This is a genomic window from Providencia sp. PROV202 (genome assembly GCF_028479565.1).
In the GTDB taxonomy this organism is placed as follows: domain Bacteria; phylum Pseudomonadota; class Gammaproteobacteria; order Enterobacterales; family Enterobacteriaceae; genus Providencia; species Providencia zhijiangensis.
The window spans coordinates 150,750-168,209 of record NZ_JAMPNV010000005.1 but is presented as its reverse complement, the minus strand read 5'-3'; the positions used below and the strand labels follow the sequence as shown (position 1 = coordinate 168,209).

Genomic DNA, 17,460 nt, shown 5'->3' with positions numbered 1-17,460 from the left:
TTCCTAATTAGCAAAGTGCTTTAATCGCTTCAATAACACGGACGTTTTCAATTTCGGTACCAATGGTGATACGCAGGCAGTTGATCAGCCCCGGCTGCTTGCTTTGATCGCGTAAAATAATGCCTTGATCCCACAGCGCTTTAAACACTTTAGCGCCGTCGGTAAAACGCACCAAAATATAGTTGGTTTCACTTGGGTAGACGGTTTCGACAATCGATAAGTCACGCAAAGCTTCTGAAAGCGCAATACGATTTTCGCGAATTTCTAACACGCGTTTTTTCATGGTGGCGATGCCATAAGCATTCAGGGCTTTTTCCGCTATCAGCGCCACAGGGGTAGAGAGTGGATAAGGGGCGATGACTTTTAGTAAAACTTCAATCACTTCAGGGGATGCCAAGGTAAATCCACAGCGTAACCCTGCTAGCGCAAATGCCTTTGATAAGGTTCTTAAAATCACTAGGTTTGGGTATTTGGCAAGCCAGCTCGCGACGCTGAATTCTGGGCAAAATTCAATATAAGCTTCATCGACCACTACCAGCGCGCGGCCTGCAGCCATTTCTAATACTTCCAGCAGTGCTTGGTTATCGATGATGTTGCCCGTTGGGTTATTTGGGCTACAGATGTAAATCAGTTTGGTATTCGATAAGTTTTCGCGGATAGCGGTGACATTCAGTGACCAATCGGGTAACGACAGAATTTTTTTCTGTTCTACACCAAAGGTTTCTGCGCTGACGCTGTACATGCCATAGGTTGGCGGGCAGAACATCACTGCGTCTTTACCGGGCTCGCAAAATGCACGAATTAATAATTCGATAGATTCATCAGCGCCACGGCACACTAAGACTTGTTCAGGTGATAACCCTGCATAGGCCGCATAGTTGTTAATTACGCCAGCAGGTTGCGCCTCTGGGTAACGATTAAGATTACGCTCAATAAACTGATAATCCGGTGCTGTTGGGTATTCGTTGGCATTGAGCCATACATCCCCATTCCCCCCAAGACGACGAGCAGACATATACGGGGTCATCACTTTTACATTTTCGCGTGCGAGGCTGGCTGCGTTAAACGTCTGGCTCATGGTTCACTCCTGATTTTGTTTTTTTAGTTCGGTGACTCGTAAGGTAACGGCGTTTTTGTGGGCAGTTAGCTGTTCTGCTTGCGCCAAGGTTTCTATGGTGTTGGCTAATCCTAATAACCCTTGAGCCGACAGTTTTTGTACCGTCATTCTTTTCATAAAGTCGGCTAAGCCAAGGCTTGAGTAGGTTGATGTGTAACCATATGTCGGTAATACATGGTTAGTGCCGGAAGCGTAATCCCCCGCGGATTCTGGTGACCAATCCCCAACAAACACCGATCCTGCACTGGTGATAGATTCCACCAAATCATCGGCATTTCGAGTTTGCAGAATTAAGTGTTCAGGCCCGTAGCGGTTACTGATTTCAACACATTGGTTGATAGAGTCCGCGATGATCACACGGCTTGCATTGAGGGCTTCACGCGCAATAGATGCCCGAGATAATACAGCAAGTTGCTTTTCGGTCTCTTCAATAACGCGTACCGCAAAATCCGCGTCGTCGGTGAGTAAAATTACCTGAGAATCCGGCCCGTGTTCTGCTTGGGAGAGCAAATCCGATGCCGTAAATGCAGGGTTAGCTTGGCTATCGGCAATCACCAACACTTCAGATGGACCCGCCGGCATATCAATGGCTGCGCCTTGGTAGCTTTGGCTAACTTGGCGTTTGGCTTCCGTGACATAGGCATTGCCAGGTCCAAAAATTTTATCAACACTCGGAATGCTTTGGGTACCAAATGCCATCGCTGCAATGGCTTGGGCGCCACCGACTTGGAAAATGTCAGTAATGCCGCACAGTTTGGCTGCATATAAAATTTCGTCTGCAATTGGTGGAGGCGAGCAGAGAATAATGTTGCGGCATCCGGCGATATTCGCAGGCGTTCCCAGCATCATGACAGTAGAAAGCAATGGTGCGGAGCCACCCGGAATATACAGCCCGACGGAATCAATCGGGCGGGTCACTTGTTGGCACACCACGCCTGCTTGAGTTTCAACGGTGATCGGCGCAGGTTTTTGGGCTTCATGGAAGCGGCGAATATTGCCAATCGCCGTGTTCATTGCCGCTTTAATGTCATCGCCAAGGCGAGCTTGGGCTTCATCAACGGCTTCTTGTGAAACACGAACAGAGGTAATGTCTGTTTTATCAAAACGTTGGCTCAGGGCGATGAGGGCCGCATCTCCCTCTGTACGCACTTGGTCAATAATTTGACTGACTGCGGCGCTAATGTTGCCAGAGGCGGCAATAGCAGGGCGCATCAGTAAAGCTTCTTGCTGCTCTTCAAGGCAGTCTGACCAGCGAATTGGTTGATTGAATCCCAGTTCCATGGCGAATTACTCCATCATTTTTTCAATTGGTAAAACAAGAATTGAACTTGCGCCCAAGGATTTCAGTTTTTCCATGGTTTCCCAGAATAGGGTTTCTGAACTGACCATGTGCATGGCAACGCGGCTTTGGTCGCCAGCTAATGGCAGAATGGTTGGGCGCTCAGCACCCGGTAACAGTGCGATGATTTCTTCGAGTTTTTCACCCGGAGCATGCAGCATAATGTATTTTGATTCGCGCGCTTGGATAACGCCTTGAATACGTGTCATCATGCGGTCAATTAACTGTTGCTTATCGGCTGACATTTCGCCATCACGCTGAATTAAACAGGCTTTTGAGCGGTAGATGACTTCCACTTCTTTTAAGCCGTTTGCTTCAAGGGTTGCGCCTGTAGAAACGAGATCACAAATGGCATCGGCTAAACCAGCGCGTGGCGCGACTTCTACAGAACCGTTCAGTAAGCAAGATTTAAATGTCACGCCTTTTTCATCAAAATAGCGTTTTAGTAGGTACGGGTAAGAGGTGGCGACACGGGAACCATTCAAGCATTCTGCCCCGGTATAATTGAAGTCTAATGGCGCAGCTAGAGAGAGGCGGCAGCCACCAAAATCAAGGCGACGTAATGTTGTAAATTGTGGGTTTTCACCGCGAGCTTGGCGGCTTAATACTTCTTCTTCCAGTACGTTTTCACCAATAATACCGAGGTCAACAACACCGTCCATTACCAGCCCTGGGATATCGTCATCACGTACACGAAGTAAATCAATAGGCATATTTTCTGCATAAGCAATCAGTCGTTGCTGTTGTAAATTGATTTTTATGCCGCAGCGAGCTAGTAGCTCTCGTGATTCTTCGCTTAGACGTCCTGATTTTTGTATTGCGATACGTAAACGTGATTTGTCCAACATAATTTTGCTCCACATCCCTAAAATATCTTTTTGATTAATAATAAAAAAACCCTCGGAAGATAATCTTCCGAGGGTTTTCTCAATTCGCATTTCAGCCACCGGAAGAGTCGTTGATCGTCTTCCAGCACACATCGCCCGAAAGACTAATCAGGATGATGGTGATGATGATGGTTGCGTGAAATACGAGTCATAATAGCTTCCGTTTAGTTATTTGGATAATTGCTTAAACATTCAATACTAATCAAGCTATCCGATTTCATACTATGAATGCAACCCTTTTTTTCAAAATAACTCATAATAATTAGTTCCCGGTTTTTTATAGTGATTAATCCCTTGGAAAATAGCTTCGGAAGTTGAATGATTTTCAGCTAATCTATGAGGCAATGAAGTCATCACTTTCTCAGTATGCGGGACAGTAATATGAAAAAAATTGCCATTATTGGTTTAGGTTGGTTAGGCGTTCCTTTAGCGAGTCGTTTGATGGCGCAGGGAATGACGGTCGCGGGAACGAAAACGAGTTTGGACGGTGTTGACGCAGCCAAAAGGGTTGGTATTGACTGTTATCAATTGCAACTGACGCCAGAATTACAATGCGATACAGATGATTTGCGCGAATTAATGGAGGGGTCGGATGTGATGGTAATTTTATTACCACCATCGAAAGTCAGTCTCTCAGAGTATATTGTCGCTATTGAGCAGTTAGTTGATAGCGCAATGAGTTATCAAATTCCTCGGGTTATCTTTACATCATCTACTTCTGTCTATGGTGATGTGGATGGTGTTATTGATGAAGATGCGCCATTACTTGGCGAAACCGCCTCAGCACAAGCGCTAATCGCGGTTGAGCAGTGGTTGCATGATTTACCGAACATTCGAGTGGATGTGTTGCGATTAGCTGGACTTGTGGGTGAAAAGCGCCATGCAGGACGCTTCTTAGCAGGGAAACAGCAAGTCAAAGGGGCTAATCAGCCAGTTAATATGGTGCACCAAGATGATGTGATCGCCGCAATTTTGTTGTTGATCCAGCAATCCAATGGCGGGCATACCTATAATTTATGTGCGCCTGAGCATCCGACGCGTCGGCAATTTTACACTGAAGCGGCAAAGTCATTAGGCTTAACGCCGCCAGAATTTGCGCTTGAAGAGCATGAAATGGCAGGTAAAACTATCGACGGGGATCGTATTTGCCAAGAAATGGGGTTTGAGTATGAGTTTACCCACCCACTTTATATGCCGATGAGTTAAATAAAAATTGTGGCGCTCAATATGAACGCCACGTAAATGCTTATTTGATAGGTAACATCACAATTTCTTGGAATGCAGGGCGTTTGGTCAGTGTTTGATACCAGCGCTCTAAATGAGGAAATTCAGGGCGCTCTGTCACAATTTCATGCCATGGGTAGAACAGTGGCGCGATGGCGATATCCGCAATACCAAATTTATCTCCGCTAAAATAGGCCTGAGTCGCCAGAGCATCATCCGCAATTTTCAGCAGTTTTTCGATATTTTGATAAATGATTTTGGCTTGAGCTGGATCTCTATCCGCTTCAGGAACGCGAACGATTTTGTTCATCATCTGCTTGATATGGTCAAATAAATTAGCGCTACTCCAATCCATCCATTTATCTGCCGCCGCTTTTTCCTGTAGATCACGGGCTAACAATAGGTGAGAGTGATCATACTTTTCCGTAAGGTAACGTAAAATTGCATTGGATTCCCACAGGGTAAAGCCTTCATCCTGTAAAGTTGGAATTGTGCTGTTTGGATTCATTTTCTTATATTCAGGTGTATCAACACCACCGAATGGGCCACCAACATCTTTTTGATTATAAGGAATATTCAGCTCTTTCAAGCACCACAGTACTTTTTTCACGTTTGAAGAGTTAGTACGTCCCCAGACAGTTAACATTGGAATCTCCCATGACTATGTTTTAACTTAAAGACGGTATTTTTGACCTAAACAAGATAGATGAAATTAATGAATTGAGAAACTTTATTATTTATTAATTGCGGTGGTCATCATCACTTATTTTGTTTAGGGTATGGGGGGATTTTGATAAACGTAATATTTTGCAGTATCTCGATGAATTTGACTGCATTTTTGGTTTCTAGTGAATATTTTATTAAAAATGGTTTGATTGTGATGAACGCTTTGAATAGCAATACTAATAGTAAAGGAGTAACCAATGAATAAAACAACATTGTCCTCAGCAATTCGAGGAACAGGTATCGGGTTTAGTCTATTCGTTGTGATGAGCACCAGTAGTTATGCCGCTCAGACACCAGTTGCTCCACAAGTTGACGCAAAAGCGTTTGTATTAATGGATTATAACAGCGGTAAAATTTTGGCTTCAGGTAACCCTGATGAGCGTTTGGATCCTGCAAGTCTAACCAAGATCATGACTAGCTATGTGGTCGGGCAAGCGGTCAAAGCGGGAAAAATTACGCCGCAAGATATGGTGACAGTCAGTGAAGCCGCTTGGGCGACAGGCAATCCAATTTTAAAGGGTTCTTCCTTGATGTTCTTGAAGCCGAAAGACCGTGTTTCGGTATTGGATTTAAATAAAGGCGTGGTAATTCAATCTGGGAATGATGCCAGTATCGCCTTGGCTGAACACGTTGCAGGCAGCCAAGAATCTTTTGTTGACCTGATGAATGGCTACGTCCAAAAAATTGGCTTAACCAACACTCATTTTAAAACCGTACATGGTTTAGATTCTGAAGGGCAATACAGTACCGCTCGGGATATGGCGGTGTTAGCGCAAGCGCTGATCCGCGATGTGCCTGATGAATATGTATTGCACAAAGAGAAAGAGTTTACCTTCAATAATATCCGTCAACCTAACCGAAATCGTTTGTTGTGGAGCCAAAACCTCCATGTCGATGGCGTGAAAACAGGGCATACCAGTGGGGCTGGTCATAACCTAGTGGCATCAGCAACTGATGGTCCTATGCGTCTGATTTCAGTCGTTTTAGGAGCGCCGAGTGACCGCGTTCGTTTTTCTGAAAGCGAAAAGTTACTCACTTGGGGCTTCCGTTTCTTCGAAACAGTGACTCCGATTAAAGGGGATGCAGTTTTACAGAAACAACGTGTTTGGTTTGGTGACATTTCAGAAGTGCCTTTAGGGGTCGAAAAAGATGTGGCAGTGACCATTCCAAAAGGTCAGTTACAGAATCTGAAAGTGGATATCAAATTGGATAATGACTCCCTTGAAGCGCCTTTAGCATTGAACCAAAAAGTGGGCACGATTAATTTTATTCTTAATGGTGAAGTGATTGAGCAGCACCCATTGGTTGCAAAGCAAGCCGTAGAGGAAGCTGGATTTGTAGGGCGTATTTGGGATTACATAATGAAAACCATTACTGGCTGGTGGAATGCCATTTTTGGATGATTAAAGCCTAATTATAAAATTAATATATATGGAGACCTCTTTATGAGGTCTCTTTTTTTTGTAATAAATAACATTAAATAAACTTACAGATAAACTTCAATTGAAATATTTTTAAATCAATTTAATAATCATTTTAATTGTTTGAGAGCTAACTATTTTAATGTTATTTAAATATTAATGACTGAAATTATCTCATTCAATTTCATAATATATTTATTAATTTAATTAATTGAAATGGAGAATTATCAATGGGCATTTCCATGGAAGAAAGAATGCAACAGCTGTCCTTACAAAAAAATACGCAAGGGATTGGGGAAAACAGCGTTAATGGCGGTCGTGCAGATAACCGTGGTGAAAATAGTGGCGTGATGAAGTCTGGCGATGCGACGGATTCTGGCAAAGGTGGAGGCTCTGTAACTGGTGGTAATACGTTAAACCTGCATACCAATAACCATATTATGGGAGGCGGTGCTGCGCGTAACGATGGCGATAATAATGGCGAAATTGAAGGGGGTCATAGCACCAACTTGGGTTTAAATAATAATGAGCTCAATGGGGGTTCCGCGACAAATGAGCTGGGTTCAGTAAATCATGAAAACTCCTTTATTAAAGGGGGTAATGCAATTCGTGAATTACAAAGTGGGATCGAAAAATATCAAGGTATGCAAAAACAGCTAGCGGATGCGAATAAGGAAATTATCCGTAAAAATAATGAATTACTGAAATTACAAAAAGATATTGAATCTCAAAGCGCTGAGTTACAGAAGCAGCAACAGGCGTTAGCAGAGCAAGCACACCAATCGAAAGAGACGCAAGATAAGCTGGATGCAGCTCAGCAACTTCTTGCGCAAAATGAAAAAGAGAAACAGTCATTACATAATGAATTGTTGAAGGCAAAAGGGGATGTCAGCCAACTTCGCTCAGATATGAAAGCTCAACGTAGTGAAATTGAAAAGCTCAAAGCTCTGGTAGATGCTGGCAAGCAAGAGGTTCAAGAGCTTGAAGTTAAATTAGTGCAGGCGAATGGTGATAAAGAAAAGCTCGAAGAGCGCTTAATAGCCCAGCAAAAGCGTAATAAAAAGCAGGAAGAAAAAATCATTGAAATTCAAGGCAAAATTGACGGTAAGCAAAAAGAAATTGCTGCCTTGAACGACAAGCTTGCAGATGAAGGAAAAAATACATCGGGTTTAAATACCAAAATTCAGCGTCTAGAAAATGATGTCAAAAATTTAAAGGGTATTTTAAGTAATAAAGTTGAAAAAGAATCTGAGAGCAGCTCTAAAGTCACTCAATTGGAAGAAAAAATTGCCACTCTAGAAATGGAGAAAAAAGAGTTAGATTCTATGTTACAGAGAGAGCTTCATTCTTATGCCAAACTGCTTGAAGAATATAGTCTCTATAAGCTGTCCGTTAAAACAGACATGGCAACATTTAAACAGCTCAAGTCAACGTTCTCTAAAATTGGTGATTTAGCAAATCAAGGCGAAGAGATTTTAAACGAGCCATCTCAAACGACGACAGTGACCCTAACAACCGCAACGCACTCGAGTGAAACAGAAACGCCATTAGGCAGTGTGTCTGCTGGATTCGCTCAAAACTCAGGGGATAATTCGGGCACTATTCGTGGTGGTGATAGCATCAGTAATTCTATCGTTGTGAATGGTATGGTGATTGATGATGAACAAGCGGCCAATAAATTGGCGGAAGGTATGAATAGCTTGGCGCAGACTGTAGAGAGTATCGTTAACGATGCTGGCAATTCAGCGAAAGGCTCAATTGGCACAGTGGGCGCGTTTGTTCAAACGCAAACACCTTATCAAGTTTGGTAATCAGGACTTCAAAAATAACAAAAGGCCTGCATTTGCAGGCCTTTCATAAAATAGAGATTAAACTATTCGCAGTGACCTAGTTTAATGGCTAAACCACCTTGGGAAGTTTCACGGTATTTTGCGTTGATATCTTTACCTGTTTCATACATGGTTTCGATTACTTTATCGAGACACACGCTTGGTGCACTCACGCGGCGCAATGCCATACGAGCGGCATTGACTGCCTTAACGGACGCAATGGCGTTACGCTCGATACAAGGTACTTGGACTTGCCCACCAACAGGGTCACAGGTTAAGCCTAAGTTATGTTCCATGGCGATTTCAGCCGCGACGCACACTTGCTCTGGGCTACCCCCCATTAATTCTGCCAAACCAGCAGCAGCCATGGAACAGGCTACACCGACTTCACCTTGGCAACCGACTTCTGCACCAGAGATGGATGCATTCATTTTGTACAGCGTACCAATCACGCCTGAGACTAAGAAATAGCGGGTATAAGAGTTTTCGTTGACTGGGCGAATAAACTTATCGTAGTAAGCCAATACTGCAGGAATAATTCCACAAGCACCGTTAGTGGGTGCAGTGACAACACGACCACCGGCGGCGTTCTCTTCATTGACGGCAAGGGCGTACATGTTGATCCAGTCAATCACCGCCATTGGGTCAATGTTGTTATTGTCAGAGGTCACTAATTGACGGCGTAATGCAGCCGCACGGCGAGGAACACGCAGTGGACCTGGTAATAAACCTTCGGTACTCACACCGCGTTCAATACCCGCTTTCATGACATCCCACACCGCCGCAAGATATTCAGAAATTTCTTCTTTGCTGTGCAGGGCTAACTCGTTTTGCATCACTAATGCAGATAAAGATAGTCCCGTTTCTTTACAGTGTTTCTGTAAATCAGCCGCATATTTATATGGGTATGGGACTTGAACAGCATTCTCAGTCTCTTGACCGAAATGTTCTTCATCAACGATAAAGCCACCGCCAATGGAGTAATAATTCTTGGTATACAGAATATGATCACCCGCAAATGCAGTGATAGTCATTCCGTTTTCATGTAATGGTAGGTTGGTTGAATGGAAATTCATCCCACCTTCAGTTGGGAAATCAACTTCATGTTGGCCATTTGCCAGCAACAGTTTGCCTGTTTGCTCAACATTACGCATAAATGCTGGGATAGCATCAATATCAATCGTATCGGGCAGATTACCCGCTAAACCCATAATAATCGCCATATCAGTGGCGTGACCTTTACCTGTCAACGATAAAGAACCATAAACATCGACGGAAATACGTGTGGTTTTAGTGAGAAGATTTTGCTGGATGAGGTCATCGACAAACTGCTTACCGGCTTTCATAGGGCCGACAGTGTGTGAGCTGGATGGTCCGATACCGATTTTAAAAATGTCGAATACGCTAATCATATTCTGTCTTCCTATATTGAAGGATCCCCATCAAACTGCCAATCACAGGGTATTTGTTGTCAGTAAGATGATTATAGAAGATCCCTCAATTAACCAGATTGATATAGGTTAATTGAGGGCTTAGATTTACTTAATTATTTGCTAATTTTTTAATTAGAAGAATAACTTGTAAGTTGCTGCGGAGATAGCGACCAGACCCATGATAACCACGAAGATATTGCTGAGTTTACCTGAGTATTTACGCATTGCTGGGACTTTACTGATTGCATACATTGGCATTAAGAACAGCAGGATTGCGATAACTGGACCACCCAGACTTTCAATAATATCCAGTACACCTGGGTTCAGTGTTGCGACTAACCACGTTGTTACCAGCATGAACAGCGCAGTACCACGGTTTAATTTTTTGATATCAACAGTTTTACCTTTTGCACGATACGCACGCTCAACTAAACCATTGAAACCTTCACGAGCACCTAAGTAGTGGCCTAAGAATGATTTGATGATAGCGATAAAGGCGATGATAGCGGCAGCATACTTGATGAACGGCTGATCAAAGTAACCAGACAGGTAGTCAAGGATACTGATGTTTTGCGCTTTAGCAGCAGCAAGGTCCGCTGAAGACAGCGTGAATACACAGCTGATGACGAAGAACATTACAGTCAGAACCATCAGGATGTGCGCAGAAGCCAGAATGCGTGAACATTTTTTCTCAGCCGCTTCATCATACTCTTCACGTTTTGCCACAGAGAATGCAGAGATGATTGGTGAGTGGTTAAACGCGAACACCATAACTGGGATTGTTAGCCAGATAGTGATCCAGATGCTTTGTCCACCGGATGCTTTAGCTGCTTCAGTTACGCTATCTAAAGATAATGTGCTCAGAACATCGGTGCTCCAATGTGGAACCATGTACAGAGAGAAAGCGACCAGTACGGCGATGAATGGGAACACCAGCATACTCATGACTTTAACAATGTATTTTTCACCGAATGCCACGATTGCCATAACGCCACCGACTAAAATCAGTGCCAGCAACCAACGTGGTGGAGCGCCAACGCCTAAAAGTTCAGTCAGGAATTTGTTGACGTTGTTAGTGATAGAAACACCATAAACTAACAGAATAGGATAAATAGCAAAGAAATAGAGCAGGGTGATCCAGTTACCTGCTGTACGACCAAAGTGTTCTTCTACAACTTCAGTGATGTCACCGTCTTTCTTTGAACCGGAAAGTACAAAGCGTGTTAAACCACGGTGAGCGAAAAATGTCATTGGGAAAGCAAGTACTAACATCAGTAATACTGGCAGTAATCCACTCATACCTGCATTGATAGGTAAGAATAAAACACCCGCGCCGATGGCGGTACCATAAAGGCCGAGCATCCACACGGTGTCTGTTTTGCGCCAAGCGGTAGCATTCCCTGTTTGCGAGGCTGTTTTGTTGATGGAACCAACTTTTGTTGTATCCATAATAGTCTCCAAAAATAAAAGTCAAAAATAAAAATTGGGTGCCTATTTCACTAGGCTCTTAATCTTTTTGTACGATTAATCGACGGTTTAATCAGTGATTAGTAAATAAACAATCGGTTAATACACTGTCTAGCCATTAATAATGGTTTTATACGTAACAATCTGATTGGAAATAAAACTAAGATGAATATGAAATTCATTTTCAATCAGTTTTGTAATTTTATAAGTAATTTTTAAAAGTGGATTTTGAGTGTGAGAATCTACATTTTAGCAGAACAAAATGCCGTGATCATTATCTCAAAAGAGAAATATCCCCCATGTTTATCAGGGCACAGTGAATTTTGTAAAATTGTTAATGAAATTTAACTTAGTGCTAGTTTTCATAGATTTTCGGCAATGTTCATAAAATGATTATTCGACAAATTTATTTATATAAAAATACAAAACATTAAAACCGTTATCATGTTAATAAAAAATTTAACGTCAATCAGATGATCAATGACTTGAAAATACGGATGAAAAAACCGCTTTATTCTTTAGAGAAATACCTAGCTGGGATTTATTTTAACATATTGATATAAAAGGAATTTATTCCTTTATGTTAATTAATTAATAACGTGATTAATTTTTTTGGTTAATTAATGTTCTTGCGAAATATGTTAATTATTTTAGGGGATTTAAGATGGGAAATAGAATACTTATTTTTTGTCGCAAAAAATAATAAGAAATAGTTACAAAATATTTGTTAATTAATTGTTTTAATATTTATTTGATAAATTCAAATAAAGTTATTATCGCTAAAAATAAATGAAAACAAACTTTGATTTAGCTCAATATTTAATGATGGAGAAAATGAAGGGGAAAGTACTGACACTGATAATAGGTCAGTACTTTAAATCACCAATTAAGGTTGCATCCATCCTTTACGAATGAGAGAACCAAATACGAGGTGGTAAAGACGAGTGAGTGGTTGCTGAATAACACTGCCGCCTCCAGCCCAAATCAGCTGAGATAAACCGCAAGAAATAGCACCTAAGATAAATGCACCAATCATGTCTAACGGCCAGTGAACACCAAGATAAATTCGAGACCATGCAATAACGATGGCAGGAACCATAAACACGAAGCCAACCCATGTTCTTAGCCAGAATAAGAAAGCAAAAACAAACGTGAAGACAATAGTTCCATGGTTACTCGGGAAAGACGGAGTTGCGTCGTGATCTAAGAAATTAGAGCCAATGCCCATCACGAAAGGACGCTCATGTGGTGCAAAATAACCAATCAACCAAGAAATTACTAAGCCAATGACAATGGCGTAAGCCGTTTTACAGGCAAAGGCACGTTGGCGAGTCATACTTGACTGCGCGCCCCAAAACCAACACGCAACAGTAAATAGCGGGAAAATAAGGATCAAGCGTTTGGCGATCACCGTGGCTAACGCAATAGTACCACTTGCGGACTCAGGCGTTGCGTTGATCAGATTAAAAAGATCCAGATTTAGTTGTTCCAGCACGATCAGAGTACCTCGGACATTAGTTCTCAAGAAGACGGGACATAGCAATGGGAAGGGGTGAATCAAGACACGCTCTAGACCTTGCTACTCAAGCTGACAAATTTACTTTTTGTTAAACATTAACTCAATCAATATTTGCTCAATAACAGTGATTTATCAGGGCAATGCAAAAGTTCTAGACACAAAAAACCCGATAGCATGAAAAAATCAAATGGCTATCGGGCTCCTCAATATGGGGACATCAAAGAAAAGCAGTGGCACTAATTAAGACTACAGCAATGGAGGAAAGTTCTCTCGGTGATCAGAAAAAGTGCAATTTTTGATGAAAATATTTTTGCATAGCACAAAAAGAAAAAATAAAGCCCCAAATGAGAGGCTCATCAAGGGCTTTATAAAAGAAAATGTCTTGTAAGATTGATTACTTATACAGACTCAGATTTTCTTTAGCGTATGCTTCAAAATCAGTGCAACCACCAATGTGTTTTTCATCGATAAAGATTTGAGGAACGGTTTCTACAGTTTTACCAACGGTTTTGGATAAGTCTTCTTTAGAGATACCTTCCGCTTGGATATCAACATAGCGATAATCGAAGTCGTCACGTTCATTCTTCAGTTTTTCTGCAAGTTCTTTAGCACGAACACAGTATGGGCAACCAGGGCGACCAAAAATAACAGTGTACATAATATCTCCTTAAATTTAGAACTCAGATTCTAATGACTAATCAGATACAAAATAATAATGCCCAATACTATGCCAACATCAGCTTCTAAATAAAAGTTGAATTTTCCTTTCATAGCTATAGGCAGTCTATATAATTTGCTAGTGGTGGTGACGATACTGTCAATATAAGGTAATAAAACGAAGGAAAACATCATGGAACAACAGCAAAAACCCATAAAAGAGACTAAAGGGACGATGCGCTCACTAGCGGATATGCCAAAACCCGTTCTATTTCTTGAGGGTATCGGAATATTATTACTAATCACCGTATTACTTGCCACTAATGACTATATTACGCTGCCGGAATGGCTCGCCAGCTCTGGCGCGATTGTCTCTATGGTGCTGGTTGGAATGGGGTGTTTAATCCCAGCGATGATCAATATTATCTGGCGAGCCGTGCATGGCCTTACTTTTTTAGGCATTGATAATAAATCGGGGGGCGCGAGTCGTGACCGCCGTAATCAGACAAAAGAGACAACGCGAGATGATGATAAACCAGACGAAAAGTAGAGCAGGGCATGGTTTTACTGGTGTTTAGACTGGCTATGTGTGAAAATTGTCCGCTTTCTATTTGTTAGAATGAATTGTTAGTATGAGTGCTTGGTTGGCACGAATATGGTTATTTTTGGTATATCGCTATTTTGAGTTGAAGAAGGTTATTGATCATGGATTCTATTTGTTACCCAGATATCTCACAACTGCGTGAGTGGCTCGACCAACTCAAAACCTCTTATTTCGAGTGTGATTCTTGTGCTGCTTTGCATCTCCCTCATATGCAAAATATTGATGGGATCTTTGATGCTAAATTAGACATTATTAATAATGTGTTAGTACTCTCAGCATTGGCAGAACTTAAACCTACCGCGATTATTACGCTGGTGGCAAATATTAGCCAAATTAACGCCAGCTCATTAACGGCAAAAGTTTTTCTCGAAATTAATAATGAAAATCTACCTAAATTGGTGGTTAGCCAATCATTTTCGTTAGAAGCTGGGATAACCTATCGCCAATTTAGCCATTTCTTACAGCAAGCCGAAGAGCAAATTTCCGGTATTGTGTTTGAAATTTTCAGTAATAATCTGCTTTATGCTAACCAAGATGAGTATGAAGAGTTAGAGTCGGATGATAATGATGACGATACTGAATCCGACCTTGATGATAAACCTTCCGTGATTATTCACTAAATACCTTATGCATTGTGAAAAATATTTGGCAGGAGAATGTCGCTCCTGTCAGTGGCTAGAATTATCGCCAGAACAGCAAATTGCCTGTAAACAAGATAATCTGCAATCTTTATTGCCTTCTTTGGCATCGTCTTTATTTTTGACACCTGTGACGGGGCCATTTGAAGGATTTCGCAATAAAGCCAAAATGGTTGTCAGTGGTAGCGTTGAAAAACCGATTTTGGGTATTGTTAACCGTGATGGTGACGCTGTCAGTTTAACGGAGTGCCCGTTATATCCCACTGAATTTTCGCAAATCTTCGCGCAGCTTATTCCTTTTATCGCAAGAGCTGGGTTAACTCCCTATAACATTGAACGTAAGCGCGGTGAGCTAAAATATATTTTGCTGACTCAAAGCTGGCATACCAAACAATTTATGTTGCGCTTTGTTTTGCGTTCCGATAAAAAAATCGCGCAATTGCAGAAAGCATTACCTTGGTTACAAGAAAAATTGCCGCAATTAGCCGTGATCACCGCCAATATTCAACCCGTACATATGGCTATTTTAGAAGGTGAACAAGAAATTATGTTCACTGAGCAACATGTGCTACGGGATGAATTTAACCAAGTTCCTCTGTTTATTCGCCCGCAAAGTTTTTTCCAAACGAACCCTATCGTGGCATCTCAGTTATATCAAACTGCTCGAGAGTGGGTGAAAGACTTGAATATCACTAGTTTATGGGATCTGTTTTGCGGTGTGGGTGGCTTCGGTTTACATTGCGCGGATAAGACGACCAGGCTAACGGGTATTGAAATTAGTGCGCCCGCTATAGAGTGTGCTCGCCAGTCTGCCCAAGAGCTGGGTTTGCAGCATGTAGAGTTCCAAGCATTAGATTCAACCAATTTTGCAACCAGTCGCCAAGATATTCCCGATTTAGTGCTGGTGAATCCACCTCGCCGCGGTATCGGTAAGAATTTATGCAATTATTTATCTGATATGCATCCTGAGTATATTCTTTATTCTAGCTGTAATGCCCAAACCATGGCGCAAGACTTTGAATTATTATCAGGATACGATGTTTGCAAAGTTCAACTATTTGATATGTTCCCGCATACAGCACACTATGAAGTGTTGAGCTTATTGAAACGAAAATAGTGATTAAAATAGGTAGGTTTACGCCTATCTATTTTCATGTCTCGTTTTACAAGATAAGGCTCAAATGAAGAGTTAATTTCTATTATGAATATCTCCATATTCATCAATAGATAAATTACCTTTTTTGCTCTTTATTAATGGGAGCTTTTCAGTAATAGTTGAAATCATTTTTTTAACGTCAGTTTCATTTGAATCGATATTCCATTTTTTTAGTCCCTTATAAACGGTGAGTTTGGTTATATTACTTATTGGGTCATGGCTTTTCAGCTTTATTTTGAAATTATCGGGTAATGCTATATTTACTTTATTTTTTATCAGTGCATTTTTGATATTAGTTTGAAGCTCTTCATCAGAAAAATTAGGCAAGCTAAGTTTGTTTTGGCTGTTGGTTCTTTTATCAATCATGCGGACATTAAGTAATGCATGGCCAGCATAAGAGCGTTCAGTTTGACCATTGATATTAAATTCATCAAAAATTTGGGATAACTGACTGAAAAAGCTGTGGCTGTCTTCATCAAATAGAATGCCTTTGTTTGGTTCAAAAAATGTGTATATCACTTTTTCATCACTGTTTTTGGCGGAAATAGCCATGCAGTGGTCGATTGTTTCTACAAGACAGTAATAATAACCTTTGCTTTTTATTGATTCATCGATATCCATTTCTATATCAGCTAGCGTTTTTAACTCACCATAATGATTGGTATTTTTTCTATTTTCCAGTGGTTGTGCATTATCGTTGATTAATCCTGTGAGAGTTCGTCTATCAACAGAAATTAGACTCATTTTGTCTGCTTCAAATTTTAAAAAGGCAGTCAAAATTAAACGGGCATCATTCGTTGTTAACGGTATTTTATGGGATAATTTTTCTCTTATTAGCTCTATTTCTTCCTGGGATAAATACAAGCAGCTGAAACAGGTTCTATCCAGTATTTTTTCTATAAAAAAAACTAAATTAGCAGGGAAATCATAGTTAATGAGGAATGCATTAGGTATATTTATTCCTTCATTAATTTCACCAGATTTTAGTAGCTTATTTAAATATCTAACATTATCTTCCTGCGAGTAAATATCTCTAATAGAGATAGTGTTCATGTAAAATGCGAGGTTATTTAATTGAATTGAATTTGCGTAGTCTACTTGTTCATTGATAGCTTGATAAATTAAAGTGCTAAATTCAGCCATTCTAAATTTCTTAGTAGAATTTAAAATATATGTATCCAGCGTGTTTTGGGAATACTCTTGATTCGATATGACATTAAATGTGTCACTAAGTTTTTTGACATACTGGGGACCAAGATTATGACTTTCATATATTATAAAATGGTTGGAAAGACCGGCGCAAATACCTGCTTGAATGGGGCTAATATTTGAGACTTTGACAAGTTTATTCACAAATAGGTTGGGGATATCAGTGGCTATGTAATTAACAATAGGCCCTTGCTGAAAAGGAATGGAAAATTTAACTTGTGTATTCATCTAGAT

General features: G+C 41.0%; 15 protein-coding genes and 1 other annotated feature. Of the genes, 6 read left to right on the top strand and 9 right to left on the bottom strand.

Annotation, left to right across the window (positions count from 1 at the left end):
- Positions 1-7: 7 nt before the first annotated feature.
- From hisC to hisG, 3 genes are read right to left on the bottom strand one after another with little or no spacing between them, the layout of a single operon-like run.
- Positions 8-1,078 carry a histidinol-phosphate transaminase gene (gene hisC / locus PR799_RS03575; protein WP_272521273.1) on the bottom strand — a complete coding sequence of 357 codons (1,071 nt, stop codon included), beginning with the start codon at positions 1,076-1,078 and terminating at the stop codon, positions 8-10.
- Between the two features lie 3 nt (positions 1,079-1,081).
- Entirely contained in the window at positions 1,082-2,398 is a 1,317-nt protein-coding gene (gene hisD, locus PR799_RS03570) for a histidinol dehydrogenase (RefSeq protein WP_154628610.1), read from the bottom strand.
- A gap of 6 nt (positions 2,399-2,404) precedes the next feature.
- Positions 2,405-3,304 carry an ATP phosphoribosyltransferase gene (gene hisG / locus PR799_RS03565; RefSeq protein WP_036952018.1) on the bottom strand — a complete coding sequence of 300 codons (900 nt, stop codon included), beginning with the start codon at positions 3,302-3,304 and terminating at the stop codon, positions 2,405-2,407.
- A 40-nt stretch (positions 3,305-3,344) separates the two neighbouring features.
- Positions 3,345-3,472 (bottom strand) — a sequence feature (His leader region).
- Positions 3,473-3,724: 252 nt separating this feature from the next.
- On the opposite strand from hisG, the gene PR799_RS03560 reads away from it, so the two are divergent.
- Positions 3,725-4,549, top strand: a complete 825-nt coding sequence (locus PR799_RS03560; RefSeq protein ID WP_272521272.1) for an SDR family oxidoreductase — start codon at positions 3,725-3,727, stop codon at positions 4,547-4,549.
- A 40-nt stretch (positions 4,550-4,589) separates the two neighbouring features.
- Here PR799_RS03560 and PR799_RS03555 read toward each other — a convergent pair whose 3' ends face one another.
- On the bottom strand, positions 4,590-5,213 hold the full coding sequence (locus tag PR799_RS03555; protein ID WP_154628608.1) for a glutathione S-transferase family protein: 624 nt from the start codon (positions 5,211-5,213) through the stop codon (positions 4,590-4,592).
- A gap of 277 nt (positions 5,214-5,490) precedes the next feature.
- On the opposite strand from PR799_RS03555, the gene PR799_RS03550 reads away from it, so the two are divergent.
- Together PR799_RS03550 and PR799_RS03545 are read left to right on the top strand one after the other, a co-directional pair.
- On the top strand, positions 5,491-6,696 hold the full coding sequence (locus PR799_RS03550) for a serine hydrolase (protein WP_154599918.1): 1,206 nt from the start codon (positions 5,491-5,493) through the stop codon (positions 6,694-6,696).
- 272 nt (positions 6,697-6,968) lie between these two features.
- On the top strand, positions 6,969-8,525 hold the full coding sequence (locus PR799_RS03545) for a hypothetical protein (protein WP_272521271.1): 1,557 nt from the start codon (positions 6,969-6,971) through the stop codon (positions 8,523-8,525).
- A 62-nt stretch (positions 8,526-8,587) separates the two neighbouring features.
- On the opposite strand, the gene PR799_RS03540 is transcribed toward PR799_RS03545, so the two are convergent.
- From PR799_RS03540 to PR799_RS03525, 4 genes are all read right to left on the bottom strand, one after another.
- Entirely contained in the window at positions 8,588-9,955 is a 1,368-nt protein-coding gene (locus PR799_RS03540; protein WP_154628606.1) for an L-serine ammonia-lyase, read from the bottom strand.
- Between the two features lie 153 nt (positions 9,956-10,108).
- Positions 10,109-11,425 (bottom strand): serine/threonine transporter, encoded by a 1,317-nt coding sequence (locus tag PR799_RS03535; protein WP_272521270.1) that lies wholly within the window; start codon positions 11,423-11,425, stop codon positions 10,109-10,111.
- A gap of 904 nt (positions 11,426-12,329) precedes the next feature.
- On the bottom strand, positions 12,330-12,938 hold the full coding sequence (gene ybjG, locus PR799_RS03530) for an undecaprenyl-diphosphate phosphatase (RefSeq protein WP_006657692.1): 609 nt from the start codon (positions 12,936-12,938) through the stop codon (positions 12,330-12,332).
- A 418-nt stretch (positions 12,939-13,356) separates the two neighbouring features.
- Positions 13,357-13,620 (bottom strand): GrxA family glutaredoxin, encoded by a 264-nt coding sequence (locus PR799_RS03525; protein ID WP_006657693.1) that lies wholly within the window; start codon positions 13,618-13,620, stop codon positions 13,357-13,359.
- 192 nt (positions 13,621-13,812) lie between these two features.
- On the opposite strand from PR799_RS03525, the gene PR799_RS03520 reads away from it, so the two are divergent.
- The 3 genes from PR799_RS03520 (at position 13,813) to rlmC (ending at position 15,978) form a co-directional block, all read left to right on the top strand.
- Positions 13,813-14,169, top strand: a complete 357-nt coding sequence (locus PR799_RS03520) for a YbjC family protein (RefSeq protein WP_154628604.1) — start codon at positions 13,813-13,815, stop codon at positions 14,167-14,169.
- A gap of 155 nt (positions 14,170-14,324) precedes the next feature.
- Complete coding sequence (locus PR799_RS03515; RefSeq protein ID WP_036951887.1) at positions 14,325-14,843, top strand: YbjN domain-containing protein; 519 nt, start codon at positions 14,325-14,327, stop codon at positions 14,841-14,843.
- Between the two features lie 7 nt (positions 14,844-14,850).
- Positions 14,851-15,978 (top strand): 23S rRNA (uracil(747)-C(5))-methyltransferase RlmC, encoded by a 1,128-nt coding sequence (rlmC, locus tag PR799_RS03510; protein ID WP_272521269.1) that lies wholly within the window; start codon positions 14,851-14,853, stop codon positions 15,976-15,978.
- A gap of 72 nt (positions 15,979-16,050) precedes the next feature.
- Here rlmC and PR799_RS03505 read toward each other — a convergent pair whose 3' ends face one another.
- Positions 16,051-17,454 (bottom strand): hypothetical protein, encoded by a 1,404-nt coding sequence (locus tag PR799_RS03505; RefSeq protein ID WP_272521268.1) that lies wholly within the window; start codon positions 17,452-17,454, stop codon positions 16,051-16,053.
- Between the last annotated feature and the right edge of the window lie 6 nt (positions 17,455-17,460).

Coding starts and splice junctions, on each gene's coding strand:
- hisC (WP_272521273.1), bottom strand. CDS start 1,078: ATGAGCCAGACGTTTAACGCAGCCAGCCTCGCACGCGAAAATGTAAAA.
- hisD (WP_154628610.1), bottom strand. CDS start 2,398: ATGGAACTGGGATTCAATCAACCAATTCGCTGGTCAGACTGCCTTGAA.
- hisG (WP_036952018.1), bottom strand. CDS start 3,304: ATGTTGGACAAATCACGTTTACGTATCGCAATACAAAAATCAGGACGT.
- PR799_RS03560 (WP_272521272.1), top strand. CDS start 3,725: ATGAAAAAAATTGCCATTATTGGTTTAGGTTGGTTAGGCGTTCCTTTA.
- PR799_RS03555 (WP_154628608.1), bottom strand. CDS start 5,213: ATGTTAACTGTCTGGGGACGTACTAACTCTTCAAACGTGAAAAAAGTA.
- PR799_RS03550 (WP_154599918.1), top strand. CDS start 5,491: ATGAATAAAACAACATTGTCCTCAGCAATTCGAGGAACAGGTATCGGG.
- PR799_RS03545 (WP_272521271.1), top strand. CDS start 6,969: ATGCAACAGCTGTCCTTACAAAAAAATACGCAAGGGATTGGGGAAAAC.
- PR799_RS03540 (WP_154628606.1), bottom strand. CDS start 9,955: ATGATTAGCGTATTCGACATTTTTAAAATCGGTATCGGACCATCCAGC.
- PR799_RS03535 (WP_272521270.1), bottom strand. CDS start 11,425: ATGGATACAACAAAAGTTGGTTCCATCAACAAAACAGCCTCGCAAACA.
- PR799_RS03525 (WP_006657693.1), bottom strand. CDS start 13,620: ATGTACACTGTTATTTTTGGTCGCCCTGGTTGCCCATACTGTGTTCGT.
- PR799_RS03520 (WP_154628604.1), top strand. CDS start 13,813: ATGGAACAACAGCAAAAACCCATAAAAGAGACTAAAGGGACGATGCGC.
- PR799_RS03515 (WP_036951887.1), top strand. CDS start 14,325: ATGGATTCTATTTGTTACCCAGATATCTCACAACTGCGTGAGTGGCTC.
- rlmC (WP_272521269.1), top strand. CDS start 14,851: ATGCATTGTGAAAAATATTTGGCAGGAGAATGTCGCTCCTGTCAGTGG.
- PR799_RS03505 (WP_272521268.1), bottom strand. CDS start 17,454: ATGAATACACAAGTTAAATTTTCCATTCCTTTTCAGCAAGGGCCTATT.